Source organism: Aeromonas enteropelogenes (assembly GCF_000819845.1).
Lineage (GTDB): Bacteria > Pseudomonadota > Gammaproteobacteria > Enterobacterales > Aeromonadaceae > Aeromonas > Aeromonas enteropelogenes.
In genome coordinates this window covers 108,451-129,130 of record NZ_CDCG01000038.1, presented here as the reverse complement: position 1 = coordinate 129,130, position 20,680 = coordinate 108,451, and the positions used below count along the sequence as shown (strand labels likewise).

General features: G+C 62.8%; 16 protein-coding genes and 2 tRNA genes. 12 read left to right on the top strand and 6 right to left on the bottom strand.

Features of this window, described 5'->3' with window-relative positions; genetic code table 11:
- Positions 1–2: 2 nt before the first annotated feature.
- Genes BN1123_RS16490 through BN1123_RS16450 form a run of 9 tightly spaced genes read left to right on the top strand, consistent with a single transcriptional unit; the run spans position 3 to position 9,007 of the window.
- A complete protein-coding gene (locus BN1123_RS16490) occupies positions 3–1,553 on the top strand; it encodes an HAL/PAL/TAL family ammonia-lyase (RefSeq protein ID WP_412149760.1) in 1,551 nt (516 codons plus the stop codon).
- Positions 1,546–1,968: an acyl-CoA thioesterase gene (locus BN1123_RS16485; protein WP_156130664.1), complete on the top strand. Its 423-nt coding sequence runs from the start codon at positions 1,546–1,548 to the stop codon at positions 1,966–1,968. Before BN1123_RS16490 ends, BN1123_RS16485 begins: the two co-directional genes overlap by 8 nt.
- A complete protein-coding gene (locus BN1123_RS16480; RefSeq protein ID WP_042028382.1) occupies positions 1,968–2,567 on the top strand; it encodes an outer membrane lipoprotein carrier protein LolA in 600 nt (199 codons plus the stop codon). Before BN1123_RS16485 ends, BN1123_RS16480 begins: the two co-directional genes overlap by 1 nt.
- Complete coding sequence (locus tag BN1123_RS16475; protein WP_052449277.1) at positions 2,554–4,869, top strand: MMPL family transporter; 2,316 nt, start codon at positions 2,554–2,556, stop codon at positions 4,867–4,869. Before BN1123_RS16480 ends, BN1123_RS16475 begins: the two co-directional genes overlap by 14 nt.
- Complete coding sequence (locus BN1123_RS16470; RefSeq protein ID WP_042028339.1) at positions 4,869–5,423, top strand: DUF3261 domain-containing protein; 555 nt, start codon at positions 4,869–4,871, stop codon at positions 5,421–5,423. Before BN1123_RS16475 ends, BN1123_RS16470 begins: the two co-directional genes overlap by 1 nt.
- Positions 5,420–6,586 (top strand): beta-ketoacyl-[acyl-carrier-protein] synthase family protein, encoded by a 1,167-nt coding sequence (locus BN1123_RS16465; protein WP_042028337.1) that lies wholly within the window; start codon positions 5,420–5,422, stop codon positions 6,584–6,586. Before BN1123_RS16470 ends, BN1123_RS16465 begins: the two co-directional genes overlap by 4 nt.
- A complete protein-coding gene (locus tag BN1123_RS16460; protein WP_042028336.1) occupies positions 6,583–7,044 on the top strand; it encodes a hotdog family protein in 462 nt (153 codons plus the stop codon). Before BN1123_RS16465 ends, BN1123_RS16460 begins: the two co-directional genes overlap by 4 nt.
- On the top strand, positions 7,041–7,766 hold the full coding sequence (locus tag BN1123_RS16455; RefSeq protein ID WP_042028334.1) for a 3-ketoacyl-ACP reductase FabG2: 726 nt from the start codon (positions 7,041–7,043) through the stop codon (positions 7,764–7,766). The genes BN1123_RS16460 and BN1123_RS16455 overlap by 4 nt, the downstream gene beginning before the upstream one ends.
- Positions 7,763–9,007, top strand: a complete 1,245-nt coding sequence (locus BN1123_RS16450) for a beta-ketoacyl-ACP synthase (RefSeq protein ID WP_042028333.1) — start codon at positions 7,763–7,765, stop codon at positions 9,005–9,007. The genes BN1123_RS16455 and BN1123_RS16450 overlap by 4 nt, the downstream gene beginning before the upstream one ends.
- A 59-nt stretch (positions 9,008–9,066) precedes the next feature.
- On the opposite strand, the gene BN1123_RS16445 is transcribed toward BN1123_RS16450, so the two are convergent.
- Positions 9,067–9,792 (bottom strand): carbonic anhydrase, encoded by a 726-nt coding sequence (locus BN1123_RS16445; RefSeq protein WP_042028332.1) that lies wholly within the window; start codon positions 9,790–9,792, stop codon positions 9,067–9,069.
- Between the two features lie 449 nt (positions 9,793–10,241).
- Here BN1123_RS16445 and BN1123_RS16440 point away from each other — a divergent pair, with 449 nt between their 5' ends.
- Positions 10,242–11,219: a cytochrome-c peroxidase gene (locus BN1123_RS16440; RefSeq protein WP_042028331.1), complete on the top strand. Its 978-nt coding sequence runs from the start codon at positions 10,242–10,244 to the stop codon at positions 11,217–11,219.
- A gap of 57 nt (positions 11,220–11,276) precedes the next feature.
- Here BN1123_RS16440 and BN1123_RS16435 read toward each other — a convergent pair whose 3' ends face one another.
- The 3 genes from BN1123_RS16435 to BN1123_RS16420 all read right to left on the bottom strand — a co-directional run bounded on the left by BN1123_RS16435 (position 11,277) and on the right by BN1123_RS16420 (position 13,157).
- Positions 11,277–12,551, bottom strand: coding sequence for an alpha/beta hydrolase (locus BN1123_RS16435; protein ID WP_042028330.1), 1,275 nt, complete (start codon positions 12,549–12,551; stop codon positions 11,277–11,279).
- Between the two features lie 450 nt (positions 12,552–13,001).
- Positions 13,002–13,077, bottom strand: a tRNA-Asn gene (locus BN1123_RS16425).
- A gap of 4 nt (positions 13,078–13,081) precedes the next feature.
- A tRNA-Phe gene (locus tag BN1123_RS16420) sits at positions 13,082–13,157 on the bottom strand.
- Positions 13,158–13,388: 231 nt separating this feature from the next.
- Between BN1123_RS16420 and rraB the strand changes: the two genes are divergently transcribed.
- On the top strand, positions 13,389–13,724 hold the full coding sequence (gene rraB / locus BN1123_RS16415; protein ID WP_042028378.1) for a ribonuclease E inhibitor RraB: 336 nt from the start codon (positions 13,389–13,391) through the stop codon (positions 13,722–13,724).
- A gap of 54 nt (positions 13,725–13,778) precedes the next feature.
- Here rraB and BN1123_RS16410 read toward each other — a convergent pair whose 3' ends face one another.
- Positions 13,779–15,743, bottom strand: a complete 1,965-nt coding sequence (locus BN1123_RS16410) for a sensor domain-containing protein (protein WP_042028327.1) — start codon at positions 15,741–15,743, stop codon at positions 13,779–13,781.
- A gap of 169 nt (positions 15,744–15,912) precedes the next feature.
- Here BN1123_RS16410 and BN1123_RS16405 point away from each other — a divergent pair, with 169 nt between their 5' ends.
- Positions 15,913–16,407, top strand: coding sequence for a hypothetical protein (locus BN1123_RS16405; protein WP_042028326.1), 495 nt, complete (start codon positions 15,913–15,915; stop codon positions 16,405–16,407).
- A gap of 68 nt (positions 16,408–16,475) precedes the next feature.
- On the opposite strand, the gene BN1123_RS20470 is transcribed toward BN1123_RS16405, so the two are convergent.
- Complete coding sequence (locus BN1123_RS20470) at positions 16,476–20,642, bottom strand: Ig-like domain-containing protein (RefSeq protein ID WP_156130662.1); 4,167 nt, start codon at positions 20,640–20,642, stop codon at positions 16,476–16,478.
- Positions 20,643–20,680: the final 38 nt, after the last annotated feature.

Sequence of the window (20,680 nt, the reverse complement as noted above, 5' to 3'; positions counted from 1 at the left end):
GTATGCACGAGATCGTATTCGGGGCCCGTCCCCTCACCATTGAAGAGGTGGTCGCCCTGGCCGAGCGCCGCGCCACCCCGACGCTCAACCCCGAGCCCGCTTTCCGTGCCCGCATCCAGCGCGGCGCCGACTATCTGGACCGGCTGCTGGCCGACGAGGGGGTCATCTACGGGGTCACCACAGGCTACGGCGACTCTGTCACCCGTGCCGTGCCCCTCGATCTGGTCGATGCCCTACCCCTGCACCTGACCCGTTTCCACGGCTGTGGCCTGGGCGAAAATCTCAGCCCGGCCGCCACCCGCGCCGTGCTGGCCACCCGCCTCAACTCCCTGGCGCAGGGGGTCTCGGGGGTCAGCGTCACCCTGCTCGAGCGCCTCACCTGGCTGCTGGAGCAAGATCTTCTGCCGCGCATTCCCGAGGAGGGCTCGGTCGGTGCCAGCGGCGATCTGACCCCCCTCTCCTATGTGGCCGCGGCGTTAGTGGGAGAGCGCGATCTCTATCGGGACGGCCAGCTGATGGCGGCGGCGGATCTCTACCGTGAACTCGGCATGACACCGCTCAAGCTGCGCCCGAAAGAGGGGCTGGCGCTGATGAACGGCACTTCTGTGATGACGGCGCTCGCCTGCCTCGCCTTCGCCCGCTGCGACTACCTGATGCGTCTGTGTACCCGCATCACGGCGCTGGTGAGCGTGGCCATGGAGGGCAACGCCTTCCACTTCGACGAGCGCCTGTTTGCCGCCAAACCCCACCCGGGCCAGCAGCAGATCGCCGCCTGGCTGCGCGCGGATCTGCAAAGCGGCGAGCTGCCCCACCACAGCAACCGGCTGCAGGACAGATACTCCCTGCGCTGCGCGCCCCACGTCATCGGCGTGGTGGCCGACAGCCTGCCCTGGTGGCGCCAGCTCATCGAAAACGAGCTCAACAGCGCCAACGACAATCCTCTTATCGACGGTGACGGGGAGCATGTGATGCACGGCGGCCACTTCTACGGCGGCCACATCGCCATGGCCATGGACAGCATGAAGGTGGCGGTGGCCAACCTGGCCGATCTGCTCGACCGCCAGCTGGCCCAGCTGGTGGACACCAAGTTCAATCAGGGGCTGCCGAGCAACCTCTCGGGCGCCAGCGAATCGCTGCGCTTCATCAACCACGGCTTCAAGGCGGTGCAGATCGGCGCCTCCGCCTGGACCGCCGAGGCCCTCAAGCACACCATGCCCGCCAGCGTCTTCTCCCGCTCCACCGAGTGTCACAATCAGGACAAGGTGAGCATGGGCACCATAGCGGCCCGCGACGCCCTGCGGGTGCTGACCCTGACTGAGCAGGTGGCGAGTGCCAGCCTGCTGGCCGCGGTGCAGGGGGTGGAACTGCGCCTCGCCCTGCAGGGCAAGGGGCCCGACGCCCTTAGCCCGGTGCTGGCTCACACGGTGGAGGCGGTGCGCCGGGATCACCCCTTCCTGACTGAAGATCGCCCGCTGGAGGCCGAGCTGCGCGCCCTGATGGGGCGCCTGCAGGCCCGTCACTACCCGCTCTATGACGAGGTGCCCCATGGCTGAGCCCTGGCAACTGAGCGCCGAAGTCGACGTCACAGTCCCGTTTCACGACGTGGACATGATGGCCGTCGCCTGGCACGGCCACTACCTGCGCTACATCGAGCTGGCCCGCTGCGCCCTGCTCGATCGCATCGACTACAACTACCCGCAGATGGAGGCCTCCGGCTACCTCTGGCCGGTCATCGATGTGCGGATGAAGTACGTGGCGCCCCTGCGTTTTGGCCAGACGGTGCGGGTGCGTGCCACCCTGGTGGAATACCAGAACCGCCTCAAGATTGACTACCTGCTCTACGATCCCGCGACCCATCAACGCACCAGCAAGGGCTACACGGTGCAGGTGGCGGTCAGCAAGGAGAGTGGCGAGATGTGCCTCGCCTCGCCCCGGGTGCTGCTCGACAAGCTGGGGGTGGCAGAGTGATAACGCGCCTCTGGCTGCTGCTGGCCCTGCTCCCTTGGCCCCTGCTGGCCGGTCAGATCACCCTGGCCGAGGTGCAGCGTCAGCTCACCGCCGCCGATGCCCGCAGCGCCCGCTTCGAGCAGGAGCGCCAGATAAGTGGCTTGAGCCAACCCTTGCGATCCGGCGGCGAGATCCTGCTGGTCAAGGGCCAGGGGCTCTGGTGGCAGCAGCAAAAGCCCTTTCTCCTGACCCTGACGCTCACCCCCACCCGCATGGTGCAGCAGTTGCCGGGCCAGCCGACCCAGACCCTGGACACCCCCCAGTTGCTGGAGTTCAGCAACCTGATGCTGGCCCTGTTTGACCCGAGCGAAGCGGCGCTGGCGAGCTATTTTCGCCACACCCTCACCAGCGAGGGAGAGGAGTGGACCCTGACCCTCGAGCCCATCCGAGCTCCCCTCGACAAGGTCTTCGCCACCCTGGTGCTCAAGGGGAGCCATGAGCTCACGTCCCTCGCTATCCACGACAGGCAGGGGGATGTCACCCTGATCCGCTTTTCCAACTGGCAGCTCAAGCCCCTGCCATTGAGCGCTGAGGAGCAGTCCCGCTTTGATGCTCACTGAACGACACTGGCGCCTGCTGGGGCGGACCTGGCTGCTGCTCTGCGTGGCGGTCTGCATCGCTCTGGCGCTGGCCCTGCCCCGCGCCCGTTTCAATACCAGCGTGATGGACCTGCTGCCCAAAGAGGAGCATCAGCAGTGGCACCCCGAGCTGCGCGCCGGGCTGCTCGCCAACCTGGACCGGCAGCTGGTGTGGCTGGTGAGCCTGCCTCCTGGCAAAGACGGTGAGGCCGCCGCGACCGAGTGGAGCCGGCAGTTGCAAGCCATCGACGCCCTGGCGCAAGTGAAGGGGGCCCAGCCCGAGCTAGCACCCGCCTGGCAAGCCTATCTACAGCAGATGGCGTGGCAGCACCTCACCCCGGCCGCCCGGGCGCGGCTGGAGGGGGGCGCCAGCGTCTGGAGCCAGTGGGTGCTGGGACAGATCTACTCCCCCTTCGGCGGCGTCTCCCGGGCCGAATGGCAGGCCGACCCCATGCTGCTGACCCGCGCCGCCGTGCTCGAACAGAAGAGCCCGATGCAGCTTGGCGAACAGGGCTGGTTGAGCGCCCAGGGGGCCGATGGCCGGCGCTGGTATCTGGTGCGCGCCGAGCTCAACCTCTCGGCCTTCGACATGGCCCGCAACCGGCAGCTGCTGGCCGAGCTGACTCGCGCCGAAGATAAGCTGAAACAGGACTACCCCGGAGCCGAGCTGCTGCGTCGCGGCACCCTGTTTTATAGCCAGCACGCCAGCACCCTGGCCGAGCAGGATATCTCCACCATCGGCCTGGGGTCGCTCTTTGGCGTGGTGCTGCTCATCTGGCTGGCGTTTCGCTCGCCGCGGGCCCTGCTGCTCTCCCTGTTGCCGCTGGCCACGGGGATGCTGTGGGGGCTCGGCGCCGTGCTGCTGGTGTTCGGGGAGATCCACGTCTTCACCCTGGTGATCAGCACCAGCCTCATCGGCATCTCCATCGACTATGCGCTCCACTTTCTAAGCGAGCGGCGTCTGCACGGCCACGAGACGCCGGCCCAGACCCGCGCCCACCTGCTGCCGGGCCTGAGCCTGGCCCTGCTCACCACCCTCATCGGTTATGCCCTGCTCTGGCTCGCCCCCTTCCCCGGGCTGCAGCAGCTGGCGGTCTGCGCCCTGGCCGGCCTGCTGGCCGCCTTCCTGACCGTGTTGCTGCTCTTCCCGGCCTGGATCGGGGAATTGTCACAGGGGCCGCTCCCCATCCGCCGCTGGCAGGCGCGCTGGATTGCCGCCTGGCGCGAGCCCGCTGGCCTGCGCCGCTGGCTACCGCTGCTGGTTCTCGTCATCAGCGCCATCGGCGTGAGTCGCCTGGTGGTGGATGACGACATCCAGAAGCTGCAACCCCTGCCGCACCAGTTGCAGGCGCAGGAGCGCCAGATCCAGCAGCTGACTGGCCAGCAGGGGGGCATGACTGGCTATCTGGTGGTCGGACGCGATGACGAGCAGGCCCTCACCCGCCTCGAGACCCTGGCCGGCCACCTCGAGCAGGCCCGTCAGCGCGGACAGCTGGAGCAATTCGTCGCCATCAGCCAGTGGCTCCCCTCCCTGGCCCGCCAGCAGGCGGACCATCACGCCATCATGAAATTGCAACCGAGCGTCATCGCGGCGCTCCAGGGGGCCGGCCTGCCGGTGGAGACCAAGGGACGCCCCTTCTCGCCGCTTACCCCAGAGACCTGGCTGGCGAGCCCGGTCAGCGAGGGCAGCCGGCTGCTCTGGCATTCCTTGCCTGATGGCCGGATCGGCATCTGGGTGCCACTCGCCGGTATTCACGACGCCGCCGCCCTGGCCAACCTCGCCACCGAACTGGATGGTGTGGTGTGGCAGGATCAGCGCAGCCAGTGGAGCCAGCTCTTCGCCGACTATCGCCTCAAGCTGGCCGAGCTGCTGCTGGTGGCGGTATTGCTGGTGACCGGGCTGCTCTGGCGGCGCGTCGGCTGGCGCGTCGCGGCGCGCATCCTGCTGGTCAACGCCCTGGCCATCGCCATGGGGCTGGCCCTGCTCGGTTTCAGCCAGCAGCCGCTGACCCTCTTCGGGGTGTTGGCGCTGAGCCTCATCTTCGGTATCGGCATCGACTATGGCCTCTTCTTCGCCCACTGCGGCGAGGACCCGGGACGCCAGCAGTCGACCCTGCTGGCTATTTTGCTCGCCCACCTCACCACCCTGCTGGCCTTCGGCCTGCTGGCGCTTAGCCACACCCCGGCCATCGCCGGCTTTGGCATAGTGCTGAGCGGCGGGATCTTTACCGCGTTTTTGTTATCGCCCATGGTGCTGGCCCCGCGGCCGGCTGCGGAGTCATGATGAGATATCTGATGTGTTTGCTGTTGCTGCTGGGCGGCTGCAGCAGCCGGCAGGGGGTGGAGGCCTTTATCGCCCCGAACGTCCCCCTGTCGCTGCCGGCGCCCACCCTGGCCAAACCTCTCACCCGCCAGCAACTGCTGCTGGCCAGCGCCCAGGGCAAGCAGTACCAGCTGCTCACCGCCCTGGAGGCGGGCCCGCAAGGGATCACCCTGGTCGGCCTGATGCCCACCGGGGCACGCCTGTTCAAGGTGCAGTACGATCGAAGCGGCATTCATAGCGAGCGCCTGCTTCCCCTGCCGGGTAACGCCCTGCCGCCCCCCGCCCAGGTGCTGGCGGATGTCATGCTCTGCTACTGGCCCGTGGCCGACTGGCAGCCCCGCCTGCCCGCCGGCTGGCAGCTCAAGGACGAGGGGGATCTCCGGCGCCTCACCGACCCCGCCGGAGAGCTGGTCACCGAGATCCGTTACCACACCTGGCAGGGCCAGCGCGAGCCGGTCAGCCTGACCCAGCACCGCTTCGGCTATGCCCTGACACTGGAGAGCCTGGCCCCATGACCCTCTACATTCACGCCTACAGCCTTATCAATGCCCTCGGCCGCGGCAAGGAGGCGGTGTGCGACGCCCTCAACGGGTGGCATAGCCGGGCTGAGAGCCCCCTTGATAAAGAGCACTGGACCCTGGTCGATGGCCGCACCTCGCCGGTGGGACGGGTGAGCGATCCGCTGCCCGGGGTGGCGCAGCCCCGCCACGACTCGCGCAACAACCGACTGCTGCTCGCCGCCCTGGCCGACATCGAAGCCGAGGTGAGCGCGGCCATCAGCCGGGTGGGCGCGGATCGGGTGGCCCTGGTGCTCGGCACCAGCACCTCCGGCATCGGCGAGGCCGAGGTGGCCGTGGCGGCGCAGCTAAGAGGTGAAGCGATGTCGCCCCGCTTCGACTATGCCCAGCAGGAGCTGGGATCCCCGTCGACCTTTCTTGCCGAGCATCTGGGCATACTGGGACCGGCGATGACCATCTCGACCGCCTGTTCGTCGAGCGCGCGGGCCTTTATCACGGCGCGCCGCCTGCTCGAGAGCGGCCAGGCCGATGTGGCCCTGGTCGGCGGTGCCGACGCCCTGTGCGGCCTCACCCTGAACGGTTTCGACAGCCTGGAGTCGTTGAGCGAGCGGCGCTGCCGTCCGTTTGCGGCGGAGCGCGACGGCATCAACATCGGCGAAGGAGCGGCCCTGTTTCTGGTGAGCCGCGATCCCGCCCCCCTGGCCCTGCTGGGGGATGGGGAGTCGTCGGATGCCTGGCACATCTCGGCGCCGCACCCGCAAGGGGAAGGGGCCGAGCGGGCGATGCGCATGGCGCTGGCGCGCGCCGGTCTCGAGGCCGAGCGCATCGACTACGTCAACGCCCACGGTACCGCCACCCGTCTTAACGACGAGATGGAGAGCCTGGCCCTGTCGCGCCTCTTCCCCCACGGGGTGGCGGTGAGCTCCACCAAGGTGCTGACCGGCCACACCCTTGGGGCGGCCGGGGCCACCGAGGCGGCGCTGTGCTGCCTGCTCCTGGAGCGCGCCCTGCCGCTGCCCCCGCAAGGGGAAGAGCAAGACCCGAGTCTTGCCCCGCTCACGCTGGTCAGGGAGGCCGGGGCGGCCCGCATCATCATGTCCAACTCGTTTGCCTTCGGTGGCAACAACGTGAGCCTTATCTTTGGCAAAGAGGCACCATGACTTTTCCTCCCATAGAACAACTGCTGCCTCACCAGGCGCCCATGCTGTTGCTCGATCGCGTCACGGTGTTTGCGGCGCAGAGCATCAGCTGTGAGACCCGGGTGGGCGAGCGGCACGCCCTGCTGCTCGATGCACAGGGCAATCTGCCCGGCTGGTGCGGCATCGAGCTGATGGCCCAGACCATCGCCGCCTGGGCCGGCTTGCAGGCGCATCAGCGTAGCGAGCCGGTGCGTATCGGCATGCTGCTCGGCACCCGCAAATACGAGAGCCAGCTGCCCACGTTTGCCGCCGGCAGCCTGCTGCGCATCGAGGCGCACTGCCTGCTGCAGGACGCCGGCATGGCCAGCTTCGAATGCCGCATCCTGCAAGGTGAGACCCTGTGCGCCAAGGCGCGCCTGAGCACCTACCAGCCCACGACGGCCCAACTGACAGACTTACTGGAGACCCAGTCACAATGAACTCGACCGTATTGGTAACCGGCGCCAGCAAGGGGATTGGCCGGGCCATCGCCCTGAAACTGGCCGCCGACGGCTTTGCCGTGGTGGTCCACTATCACGGGGATCAGCAGGGCGCCCAGGCGACCCTCAACGACATCGTCGCCCAGGGCGGGAGCGGGCGCCTGATCCAGTTCGATATCGGCGATCGGGAGCAGTGCCGCGAGCGCCTTGAGGCCGACATCGAGCAGCACGGCGCCTACTACGGCGTGGTCTGCAACGCCGGTATCGTGCGCGACGGCGCCTTCCCGGCCCTGACGGACGGGGAGTGGGACGACGTCATTCACACCAACCTCGACGGCTTCTACAACCTGCTCAAACCCTGCATCATGCCGATGATCGGGCTGCGCCGCGGCGGGCGCATCGTCACCCTGTCGTCGGTCTCCGGCATCATGGGCAACCGTGGCCAGGTGAACTACAGCGCCTCCAAGGCGGGCCTCATCGGCGCCACCAAGGCGCTGGCACTGGAGTTGGCCAAGCGGCGCATTACGGTCAACTGCGTGGCCCCCGGCCTTATCGACACCGGCATGGTGAGCCCCGAGGTAGAGAGCGAGGCGCTCAAGATGATCCCCCTCAAGCGGATGGGACAGGCGGACGAAGTGGCAGGTCTGGTCTCCTACCTGATGTCCGACATCGCCGGCTACGTGACCCGGCAAGTGATTTCCATCAACGGAGGCCTGATATGAACCGACGTGTCGTCGTCACCGGCATGGCTGGTGTGACCGCCTTTGGCAACGACTGGGCCAGTGTGAAGGCACGCCTGCAGGCAGGACGCAGCGCCGTGGTGACCATGCCGGAGTGGGCCGTCTACGACGGGCTCAACACCCGGCTGGCGGCCCCCATCACCGATTTCTCCCTGCCGGCCCACTATCCGCGCAAGAAGACCCGCGCCATGGGTCGCGTCTCCGAGATGTCCACCGTGGCCACCGAGCTCGCGCTGGAGCAGGCAAGGCTGCTGGGTGATCCTGTGCTGACCGATGGCCGCACCGGCATCGCCTACGGCTCCTCCACCGGCAGTACGGCCCCCATCAGCGCCTTTGGCGCCATGCTCAATGACAAGACCACCGCCAGCATCACCGCCACCACCTATGTGCAGATGATGCCCCATACGGCGGCGGTCAATACCGGCCTCTTCTTCGGCCTGCGCGGTCGGGTCATCCCCACCTCCAGTGCCTGCACCTCAGGCAGCCAGGGGATTGGGTATGCCTATGAGGCGATCCGCCACGGCTACCAGACAGTGATGGTGGCGGGCGGCGCCGAGGAGCTCTGCCCCTCCGAAGCCGTGGTGTTCGACACCCTGTTCGCCACCAGTCAGCTCAACGACACCCCCGAGCTCACCCCGCGCCCCTTTGACCGGGATCGCGACGGCCTGGTCATCGGTGAGGGGGCCGGCACCCTGGTGCTGGAAGAGCTGGAGCACGCACTCTCGCGCGGCGCCCCCATCATCGCCGAGCTGGTGGGCTTTGCCACCAACTGCGACGCGGCCCACGTCACCCAGCCCCAGAGCCAGACCATGCAGCTGTGCATGCAGATGGCGCTGGATCAGGCGGGGCTGACCCCCGAGCAGATCGGTTACATCAGTGCCCACGGCACTGCCACCGAGCGCGGCGACATCGCCGAGAGTCTGGCGACCGCCGCCATCTTCGGTGACCAGACCCCCATCTCGTCCCTCAAGAGCTACTTCGGCCATACCCTGGGGGCCTGCGGTGGTATCGAAGCCTGGCTGTCGCTGGAGATGATGCACGATGGCTGGTTCGCTCCGACCCTCAACCTCGCCAACCCGGATCCGGCCTGTGCCCCCCTCGATCACATCACGGGGGCGGGCCGCGAGCTGCCGGAGATCGAATACCTGATGTCCAACAACTTCGCGTTTGGCGGCATCAACACCTCCCTTATCTTCCGGCGCTGGGACAACTCGCAGCCATAAGCAAAGATGCCAGTCGGCAAACGCTGACTGGCATCTTTCTATTTCCCCCTCTTCATTCCTTATTGCAGGACGACACGGCCGTTAAGGGGCTGCACCGGCCGGTTGTTGGGGTGGTGCATCACTTCCTTGAAGGCATCGATCTGGGCCTGGCTGGCCTCGACCGGTTGTTTGAGCACCAGCCAACGCACGCCTTCCGAGCAAGGGGGCGTGGTGAGGGAGCCGCTGAAGCGGTAGTAGTCACGCTTGGCGGGCAGCAGTTGCTCGACCGCAACCGGTGCCTTGAGGGCATGGCTCTCACCCGCCTTGATTGGCAGCTGCCGCCACGCCTCGGCCAACACAGGATTGGCCTTGCCCACCTCGAACATCACCGCCACCACGGCAAGCTCCCCCTTGCCATTGGCGTGTACCAGATGCCCCTCCAGCGGATAGGATTTCCCTTTGATATGGTTCTCGCTCGGCGCGTGGAAGTGGAACTGCTTGAGCTCGAAGCTCATGCCATCGAGCTCAAGCGTGCTGCCCGGGGCATAGCCGATCTGCACGGTATGACCGTTGTTGCTTGCGGACTCGCCCCCGGTACGGTAGTGAAACACCAGAGGGGGCAGATCGGCCTCGACCAGGCCGGTCAGATCCACGGGAGATTGGTTGCTGCCCGCACAGGGGCTGAATTCCGGCGTCAATTTGGCCCAGTGGTCGGGACCAGCCGCCCCGCTGTATTCCCAGTGCGGGGCCGCAGCAAACGCGGGAAGAGCAAGCAACAGGCTGCAAGCCAGCAGAGACGTTTTCATCATGCATCCTTATCTTGATTGAAAAGCGGGTCGCCCCTCTCCTCATCGAGGCAGGTAAAGAGGGCGGCATTTCTGGAATGCAGGGTGCAGTGGTTCAGACCGGAATATTTATTATTAGCAGTCGAGTTATTGATGGCATTTAATAATGCATTTTAAATAGATCTAATTAATAAACTCGCTGTCTCTGCATATTGGATAATCGCTTTATTCAATGGTAGCAATCTAATTAATTGGCTATGGGAAACGATGAATTAGGCCATAAATTATTGGTCAGAAATTCGCACGTTTTTTCCTCGCAAGACCCCGCCACCAGTCCGTCCGCAATTATCCAATTCATTGTTTTTAATGTGATTTTTGTTGTGCCCAATTGATCTTGAGCAAATAACAACCAGGCTTTCCCGGTCAGGCTGGGGCTGCTGTTAGGCACAGCCAAAAGGGAGAGAAAAAGAATGAATAAATATTGTCTGTTAATGGTGTTGGCCCTGCCCGGGATGGGCTGGGCAAGCGAACCCATTCAACCCATAGAAGCAGCCAAGGTGAGCGCACCGGAAAAAGTCGAACTGGGCAAGATGCTGTTTTTCGAGCCGCGACTTTCCAAATCCAATGCCATCTCCTGCAACTCCTGCCATAACCTGGCCACGGGGGGCGTGGACAACCAGGTCAGCTCCCTCGGTCACAAGTGGAAGGAGGGGCCGATCAATTCGCCGACCGTGCTCAACTCCAGCCTCAACTTCGTGCAGTTCTGGGATGGCCGGGCCAAGGATCTGCAGGCCCAGGCGGCCGGCCCCATCGAAAACCCGCTGGAGATGGCCTTCAGCCACAAGCTGGCGGTGGAGACCCTGCGCACCCTGCCCGAATACCGCGCCCGCTTCAACGCCGTCTACGGCAAGGCAGAGTTCGACATCAAGGAGGTGACCGATGCCATCGCCGCCTTCGAAGAGACCCTGGTCACCCCCAATGCGCCGTTCGATCGCTGGCTGAAGGGCGACAGCAAGGCGCTGACGGCGCAGCAGCTCAAGGGCTATCAGCTGTTCAAGGACAAGGGGTGTACCGCCTGCCACAACGGCGCTGCCATCGGTGGCAACTCCTATCAGAAGATGGGGCTGGTCAAGCCGTTCAAGACCGACAACCCGGCCCAGGGGCGCGGAGCCGTCACCGGTGAGAAGCAGTTCATCGGTTGGTTCAAGGTGCCCACCCTGCGCAATATCGAGCTGACCTATCCCTACTTCCACGACGGCTCGATCTGGGATCTGAAAGAGGCGGTGCAGATCATGGCCGATATCCAGCTGGGCCAGCAGTTGACGGATCAGGAGGCCGAAGACATGACCGCCTACCTCAAGAGCCTGACCGGTGAACAACCCCAAATAGTGTTGCCTATCTTGCCCCCCTCCCAGCCCGACACCCCGAAGCCGGTGGTCAAGAGCTGAGCAATAGAAACAGGGGCCATCAGGCCCCTGTTTTCATGCAACACAACCCAAGGCGGATCAGCGATCCCGGTTCAGGGCGATGAGGCGATCGAGCACCAGTTCACCATCGACCCGCAGGCCGTTGTGCTCATACTCGTTGGTGATCCAGGCGCGGCTGTTGCCCAGTGTGCGCAGCGTATCGCGGCTGTAATCAAATTCCACATACATGTCCTCGGCATAGACGGCGCAGGCCACCGGCACCTTGTTGCGAGCCAGCCGGGCGGGATCATAGAGCCGGCCCCAGTCACGCTTCTGTGCCAGCAGATGGGCCGCCTCCTTGAGGGGCACCAGCTCGCGGAATTGATCGAACATCCAGGGGAAGATCATCTCGCCGGTGAAGGCGAAGTCCTTGCCCGGTTCCCAGTCGAAAAGGGGGTATTCGCTTCGGACCCGCTCGGCCGCCCAGCGGGTCGCCTCCCCTTCGGCGTAGATAGCTTCGTGCAGCACGGCAAACAGCGGATTGGTGTTGAACGGCTGCATCCCCTGCACTTGATAGAGGAAGGCCGGGTTGATCTGCTCCCCGATAAAGGCCTCTTCCAGCAGGTAGTAGAGCTCTTCAAAGGCGCCGCTGGCCCCCAGATCTAGCCCCTGTTGCTGGAACTGCTCCACCGTCAGCCGTTGGCCGTTGGGCAGGCGCACATCGTGCTGGTGCAGATGGGTGGCCAGCCGGTTGGCAATGCCCTGGGCATAGGGGAAGCGGGCGAAGAAGGCGCGGTTCTTGTCGACAACCCGCTGATAGGTGGCGCGATACACCTCGTCGGCACTGCGCCCGATCGGGGCGACGCCCCCCGTGATGTAGACCTCCCGCAGGCTGTCCGGGAACAAAGAGAGATAGGTGAGGCAGCAGAAGCCGCCAAAGCTCTGCCCCAGCAGGCTCCAGCGATGGGAAGGAGAGATCTCCAGCCGGATGAACTCGGCATCACGCACTATGTTGTCGGCACGAAAATGGCTGAGGTACGCCGCCTGCTCCGCCGGCGTCATGGCAGCCAACAGCTGGCCATGGATCGGGCTAGACATGCCGGTCCCCCGCTGGTCGAGCAACACCACCCGAAACTCCTGCAGCGCCCGCTTGAGCCAGCCGCTGTTGGCGGTCGGCCGCGGTGACCCAAAGCCCGGCCCCCCTTGCAGATAGAGCAGCCAGGGTAACTTGTCATCCAGCTTGTCCTTGCGACAGAGGGTGCGGGCAAACAGGGTGATGCTGTCGCCATCCGGATCGTCGTGATCGAGCGGGACGGTATAAAAATGCGGCTCGCAATGGATGCCGTCCAGGACATAGTGCAGGGGGCTGTTCATCTGGGATCTCTCCGTCAGGATGGGAACATGGAGGGTCTCATCATAACGTTGCAAAGATGCCGGGTCACTTCGGTTTTTCAAAACATTAACAATGAGTTAAACACTCAGGATGGCGCAAGCCACAGCGACCGGAAACATCTTCGCCAAGGACGATTGACGTCCATGTTGCCTTCGACCAAGATGGCTCGCCGGCACGTACGCCGGCACGTAAAGTGCAGGCCGATGGACACTGCGAGCAGAGAGAAGAGAGAAGAGAGAAGAGAGAAGAGCGTGATGAAACCCAGGTGGATCAGGGTCAGAAAGAAGGAAAAGATGGCAAGCCCTGGCGGCGTGCTGCAGACCGGCATGCTGGTGTTCGGCGCCACCTGCGGGGCTACCCTGTTTCTGGCCGCCTGCAACAGCAACTGATAAACGAAAAAAGCCCGCTCGATTGAGCGGGCTTTTCGAATTTGGCTCCTCCTACTGGACTTGAACCAGTGACATACGGATTAACAGTCCGCCGTTCTACCGACTGAACTAAGGAGGAATTGTGGTGCCCAGAGACGGAATCGAACCGCCGACACGGGGATTTTCAATCCCCTGCTCTACCGACTGAGCTATCTGGGCAACGGCGCGCATTAAACCCTTTCCGGCGCCGGGTGTCAACCGCCATGCAAGATAAAAAGCGCGTTCGCTCAACATCTGAACGTAACGGGCAGTTATTCACCATTTCAAGGTGATACGGGGGCCTGCCAGCAACATTATCCTGCCACCACCGATCTGCCGCATTGAGCCGGATGCACTCTGCGAGTATGCTTTGCCGCAATGATAACGCCTGGAGGCAACATGAGTCTGAATATGCAAGAGTGGCGTGAAGAGACCACCGAAATCGTCAATGAACTGCTGGCCGACGGCAGCAATCCCGATGCGGATTACGACATTGAGCACCACTTCGCCTGCCAGGACTTCGACCGTCTGGAGAAGGCCGCGGTCGATCTGTTCAAGGCCGGCTTCGAGGTAACCGATGCCGAGGAGATGGAGCTGGATGACGGCGCCACCATCTTCTGCTTCGATGCCACCTGCGAGAGCAAGCTGAATGTCGAGGCGATCGTCGCCGATATCGCCAAGATGATGCCCATCCTCGAGAAATACGGGGTGGATTACGATGGCTGGGGCACTTACTTCCAGGAGTGATGTCCCCTCATCAAACAACAAGGCCACCGTCAGGTGGCCTTGTTGTTTGGGGCGTTACGCCAGATAGGTGGCGGCGAACTCCTCCGGCGGCAGGGGGCGGCTGAAGAGATACCCCTGCAGCCGATCACACCCCGCCTCCATCAGCCACTGCTGCTGCTCCGGGGTTTCCACCCCTTCGGCGGTGATCCCTATCCCCAGCTCATGACCCAGGCCAATCACCGAGCGAATGATGGCCGCGGTGGCCGTGTTGCTCTCCAGTCCCTGGGTGAAACTGCGATCCAGCTTGAGGGTCGCCACCTTGAGGCGGGGCAGATAGGCGAGCGAGCAGTAGCCGGTACCGAAATCGTCGATGGCCAGCTGAAAACCGGCGGCCAGCAGATTGTCGAGGTTGGTCTCTATCTCGTCGGCATTTTCCATCAAGACCCCTTCGGTGATCTCCAGCTCCAGCTGACTTGCCTTGAGCCCGTGCCGGGCAATGCAGCCCTGCACCAGCTCGCACAACCCCGGATCCCGAAACTGCAGCGGTGACAGGTTGATGGAGAGCACCATGTCCGGCAGTGCCGCTTGCCACTGGGCCAACTGGGCGCAGCCCTGCTCCAGCATCAGCTGACCGAGCTGGCCGATGAGGCCCATCTCCTCCGCCAGCGGGATGAACTCCTCGGGGGAGATCATCCCAAGCTCTGGATGGGGCCAGCGGCAGAGCAGCTCGGTACCATGCAGCCGATGGCTGCGGGTGCAGATGATGGGTTGGTAGACCGCAACCAGCTGGGCGGCCTTGATGGCCAGCGGCAACTGGGAGGCGATCAGCTGACGCCGCTTGAGCCTGGCATGAAGTGCGGGATCGAACAGGGTGTAGTTCTGCTGCAACTGCTTGCCCTGCGCCAGGGCGGCTTCGGCATGGCTCAGCAATCGTTCGGCATCGCCCGCCCGCCCCTGGGCCAGCCCCAGAAACACCGGGATCTGGATGCGGTGATCCTCAATCAGGTAGTGCTCCATCAGCTGTTTCTGAAGATGGCGGCACCATGTCGAGAGCGGCTCGCTGAGCTCGGGCAACAGCAGGCAAAAATCATCGGCCGCCACCCGGCAGAGCAGGGTACGGGGAGGCGCCAGCTGCTGCAGACGCTTGGCCACCTGGCTTAGCAGGCGGTCGGCGATCCGGATCCCGAAGCGATCGTTGATCTCGCGAAAATGGTGCAGGTCGATCAGCACCAGGGTGGCGTTACGGGTGCCGAGATGACGGCTGGTCTGCAAAAAACGGGAGAGTTTGAGCAGCCCGGTCAGGCTGTCGTAATGCTGCTCCTGCTGCAACTGGGCCTGGGTGGTGCGCAGGCCCGTGATGTCGCGCCCCAGGGTCAGCGTTCCCAGGGAGTGGCCATCGCCACCGGGCACATCCACCCGAGTGATATCCATGTGTCTCCCCTGACCACGAGCATCCAGCAGGCAGCACTCTCCGGGCCCCATACCCTGAGGTGCCGCCAGAATATGTTGGCTCTGCTGACCCAGTACCTCCTCGGCGTTGTGGCCAACGAAGTCGAGAAACGCCTGGTTGCACTCCAGCAAGACACCGTTGTGGTCATCGAAACGGATCAGATCCGGGATCGCATCGAGCAGAAAGCGCTGCAACAGCTGCTGCTTCCTGAATGTCTCCTCGAGTGACTTGCGCTCGGCAATTTCGTTGACGACGCCAAACACGGCGCAGGGCTCCCCCGCCTCGTTGTAAAGGGGGATCTTGTGGGTCTCCGACCAGCTGCCCCGCTCCCCGTTCTGGCAATAGAGCTGCTGGTTAAGCAGGGGGATCCCCTCTGCCAGCAGCTTCTCGTCTTCACTGCGAAACACATCCCCCCAGGGCATCTGTGCATCCGTCTTGCCAACCAGCTCCGCCGGTGAGGCGCATTGTGCCTCGCTGGCAAAGCGGCGATTGACGAACAGATAACGCCCCTGCTTATCCCGGCAAAAGATACTCATGGGCAAGTGGTCGATGATCTGTTGCAGCAGATCCGGAGTGAGGATGTTGTTCACGGAGGCGCTTATGGAGGAATTTCGAGCAAATCTATGATAGACAACTCATTTTGTAAAGCGGCGGACAAATTGACGAGACGTTGGATGCAGGATGCCTGCTGACAGAAAATGGCGCGCCGGCGATAATGGGCACCGGTTGGCCAATGGCCTGTTTATGGACGAGAGAAAAATGAAAAAAATAATGGGGGGCGCCCTGGCGCTGCTGCTGGTTGGTTGTGCAGGTGACAACAATGGTGGTGAGGCATATCGCTACAATCCGCCGATTGCCAAGGCCACCAACAACACCCAGGAGATGGCGATCCCGGTGGATCTGGTATGGGCGCGCGCCGAGAAATGGTTCGCGGATCATGGTCTGAGCATCGAGAACAGCCAGCGTGGTTCCGGTCTGATGACCGCCAGCGTGAGCCAGGCCGCCGACGGGCTGGAGTGGCTCGATTGCGGCACCATGGGTGCCAAGGTCGCACTGGGCAACCCCAACCTGCAGATCAACCTGATCATCACCCAGAGCGGCAACAACAGCGTGGCCACCGTCAACGTCAAAGGCAACACCGAGCTGTTCTTCGTCGAGTCGTCCGGCGAGCGCGTGCCCGCCCCCTCCATCCAGCCGGTCTGCGTCTCTCGCGGCACCCTGGAGCAGAGCCTGTTCGCTACCCTCGGCAACTGATTTCACGCTCTTCGATCAATAAAAAAGCGGCAGATTTCTCTGCCGCTTTTTGTTACCCCTAACCGGGATTACTTGTCGATATCGAGCATGTTGTTCTGCAACATGTAGTCGATGACCTGATTGGCCGTGGTGCCTGAGCCCCCGGTCAGACTGTCGAAGGTATGGTTTGTCAGCACTATCTCTTGGGTCACGGGCGCTGTACTGCTCTCCTGGACCTTCAGATGTACTCCCTCTTTGTCCTCAAACACGGAGAGCAGGCTCTTCAGATCGTTCTGGTTATGAGAACCATCGTGATCCAGCAGATCGCTCAGATCCAGCTTGTCACCTTCCGACTTGCTGAAATCAACGATGTAGTCCTTGGCCACCTTGCCTGTTTCGGCATCCCCCTTCAACCAGGTGAAGATGTCGGATCCGGCATCACCCTTGAGAATGTCGTTGCCAAGCCCGCCAACCAGGATGTCGTTACCAACGCCGCCGTAGAGATGATCGCTACCGGCCCCGCCAAACAAGATATCATTCCCGCCCTGACCAAACAGGATGTCGTTACCTTGGCCACCGTACAGGATATCGTCCCCGCCTCGCGTGTCTTGGGACACTTCCAGATCCCCATGGTGGGCTTCGATATAGTTGTAAATCGCCACCTCGCTGGGCGCACTGCCCTCTTTGAGCGTCAGAAACGCCTTGAGACCATCCAGACCTTGTCCATCGACCCAATCCGCCGGCTTGGCCGGATTTCCATCGACTCCCCACGGCAGGTGATCGGTGTTAATGCTGTCGCCAAACAGGATGTCATTGCCCTCGCCACCAAGCACGGTATCGCTCCCCACCTCCGCCGGCGTATTGGTCACCGACCCCTTGGTTAACAAGGCTTCCAGCTGATGGGCCTGCGTGATGATGTCCACCTCGCCGGTCGGGAAATACAAGGTCTTGCTAGCCTCATCCCTCACAAAGAGAAGCGCGTCATTACCATTACCATTCTCGTAAATAGAGAAGGCTACGCGATAGAACCCTTCGCCGAGTAAGGGACTAGTGATATCCCCCATGACCTCCGACACGTCACTCGCCCGCACCCAGCGCCCGTTATCCCAGCGTTCAAACCAGTAGTGAGACTTGTCTCCCCCATTAATCCGGGCATCGACACCGAGGTTGAAACTGGCCTGCTCACCATAGGAAACCTGTAGCGTTGGCGTGTAGTGAACCGTCGCTTTCTGCATTCCCGCGTGGTCTTTATTGTCGGTCAATGCTACCCAACCTTGCATGTAGTCGCGGCCACCATTGCCGTTCATGCCCCAACCATAGAGCAAGTTGACTGTTACCGAGTCTTTGCTACCGCCAAGGCCCAGCGTTCCCGTGTTATCGAAGAATTCCAGCGTATCCTGCTTGACGGCTGTGCCGATGCCGATAGCCCTGACGCTGCTCTGGTCAGACAGGGTCGCGAACTCTCTCAGAGCATCGTTGATGCTGCTCGTCGGCTCCCCATCGGTGAGGAAGAAGGTTTGGTTCTCGAACACCTTGCCCGAACCGCTACCTGGAGACGTTGCAAACCACCTGGATGCCTCACGGAAGGCATCGTCATAATCGGTACCACCGCCCGCAGTCAGCTTGCTGATCTGGCTCTGCAAGCTGGCCAATTTGGCCGGATTGAGATCGGAGATCTCCAGCAGGCTAGTGGCTCTGTCGTTGAACCCAATCAGCTTGACGTTCACAGTCCCATCATGCACGGCCAGCTGGCCAACCAGCTTTTGCAGGGCCTCGATCACCAGCGACATCTTAGAGGAAGTGCCATTCATCGCCGTGCGGCCATTCAACCCTTCCGACATACTGCCGGAGGTATCGATCACCAACGCAATGTTGTAGTTCTTGCCGGGGGTCACATTGCTCTTCACACCACCAATGTCCCCCAGCAGCACGTCATCACCTGCCCCTCCTTCGACCCGGTTATCACCGTTGGGGTTGTCCGCCGCCTTGCCGAAGAAGCCAAGGTCCAGCGTAGTGCTGGCGGGATCTCCCACTGCCAGGCCGGAGCTGCTGTACTCCTGCGAGCCGGCAATCACGGTCAACTTCAGTGCAGGGGAACCCACCGGCAGTTCGAGTTGCAGCGAGGTCTTACCCTCTGCATCGAGGGCCGATGCCGGCAGAGCCCAGCTACCATCGGCCTGCTTGCTCCCTTGTGACAGGGTGGCGCCGTCCGGCAGCCCCTTAATCAGCACATTGGTGAATCGCTCACTACCGTCCGAATCAATCAGATCGACGTCAATGTTCAGCTTGATAAGGTCTGCAGCCTTCACCAGAGTACCGCTCTCAAACTGGTACTTGCCATCGCTCAGGTAGACGGTCTCCACGCTATAGAAGTCATGTCTGGTCGTGGCACCAGTCGCGGGGTCACGATATTCCAGAAGAAAATCACAGCTGGGCGGAAGGCCGGTCGTGACCAACTTGAGCTGGCCCATGCTTCCCGGTAAATAGACAGTGTCTTGCCCCGCATCACCGTAGTAGCTGGTGGTCGCCTTCAGACTTTGGGAGATCAGCTTGTCATTGCCATCCCCACCGATCAGAGTGATAGAGGAACTGGCTATCTTGCCGCCAATCAAGACATCGTTGCCGGCTCCACCATTGAGGTAATCCTGCACACTGGCGCCACCTATGATGGTGTCATTGCCCTCACCGCCATTAGCCTGGAAGGCTATTCCGCTGCCAAACTTGATGACGTCGTTACCGCCATTGCCCAGTACCCACTGCCCACCGTGGCCAACCAGATAATCGTTACCGCTTGTCGCGTTCGCATTGGGTTGCTTGCCGGCAATCAAATGCTCGGCCGCAGTCACCAGTTCGGCCCCCGTACCACCGCCCGGAAGCAACGTCGCCTTGAGCAGCACGCCATCGCTGACAGGTCGAATATCGATCACGAACTTGCCTGCCGAGCTGTCACTCTGGCCATCGGTCACGACAAAATCGAAGGCGGCATAATCAGGCTGACGATTGCCCAACGCCCCGCCATCCTGCACTTGAGACGCAGAGCCACTGGCCTCGTGCAGATCGGGAACGAATTGCAGACGACCCGCATCGATATCGGCCTTACTCAGCACCTGCCCCACAGCCAGAGCCACCCATTGCCCCTGGTCGTTACGATATTGCAGCGCGCCGTCTCGGGGCAGTGAGGTAATACGCAGTGCCAGCGCATCCTTATCGACATCGCTCGCCTTGAAATCATCCCATTTCAGAGAGAGGGGCTGATCTTCAACCCCGGCGGCATAACCTCCTTCGGTGACCGGAGCGTCGTTCTCAGGGGTCACGCCGACATTGACCGTGATGGTGTCACGCCCGCCCTTACCGTCGCTCACCATGACGATGAAGCTGTCGGAACCGTGGTAGTCCTTGTCCGGGGTGTAGGTCCAATTCCCCTGTTTATCAACCATCACCGAACCATGGGCCGGATCGCTGTCTTTCACAAAGGTCAACTTATCGCCATCCACATCGCTGGCCTTGAGTGAGCCCGACACCGGAGTATCTTCCGGTGTGGTGACACTCATGTCCTCACCCAGCGGGGCGCCGTTATCATCAACCAGCACGGGAGCATCATTCACCGGGGTTACGCCCACATTGACCGTGATGGTGTCGCTACCCCCTTTACTGTCGCTGACCGTGACCGTGAAGCTGTCGGAGCCGTGGTAATCCTGGCCGGGCGTGTAGGTCCAGTTGCCCTTCCCGTCGACCTTGACCGTTCCATGGGCAGGCTCGCTCGCCTTCACGAAGGTCAACGTATCCCCATCTACATCACTCGCCGTGAGCTTGCCTGAGACAGGGGTATCCTCCCGTGTTGTCACACTGACATCGTCACCCTGCGGGGCGCTATTTTCATACATGGTTGCGCTGTCACTGCCTTCCGGCGAGACGTTACCCGCCTTGTCAGTCAGCGTCGCAACCACCTCGATCGAGCCCCCCTGTACCGGGCGCGGGTACTCGAAGGTCAGGAACTTGCCGTCAATCTGGGCCTGGGTCAGGGTGATCGGCGCCTGGCCGGTCACGGTCAGCACATCCCCTGCCACCGCGCCGGCCGGCAGCGTGACCTGCACGCCCACCGTGCCGTCGATCTCGGTGCGGCTGATGACGCCGTCGTTGTTCTTGTCTTCGGTGATGACCACGGTCGGGGCCACAGTGGCGGTGGTGTCGAGCAAGGTGGTGTCGTCGGTGGCGCTGGCCGGGTTGCCCGCCGCGTCGGTGACGCTGGCCACCACGGTCAGGTTGCCATCCGCCAGCCCGCTCAGATCGGCGC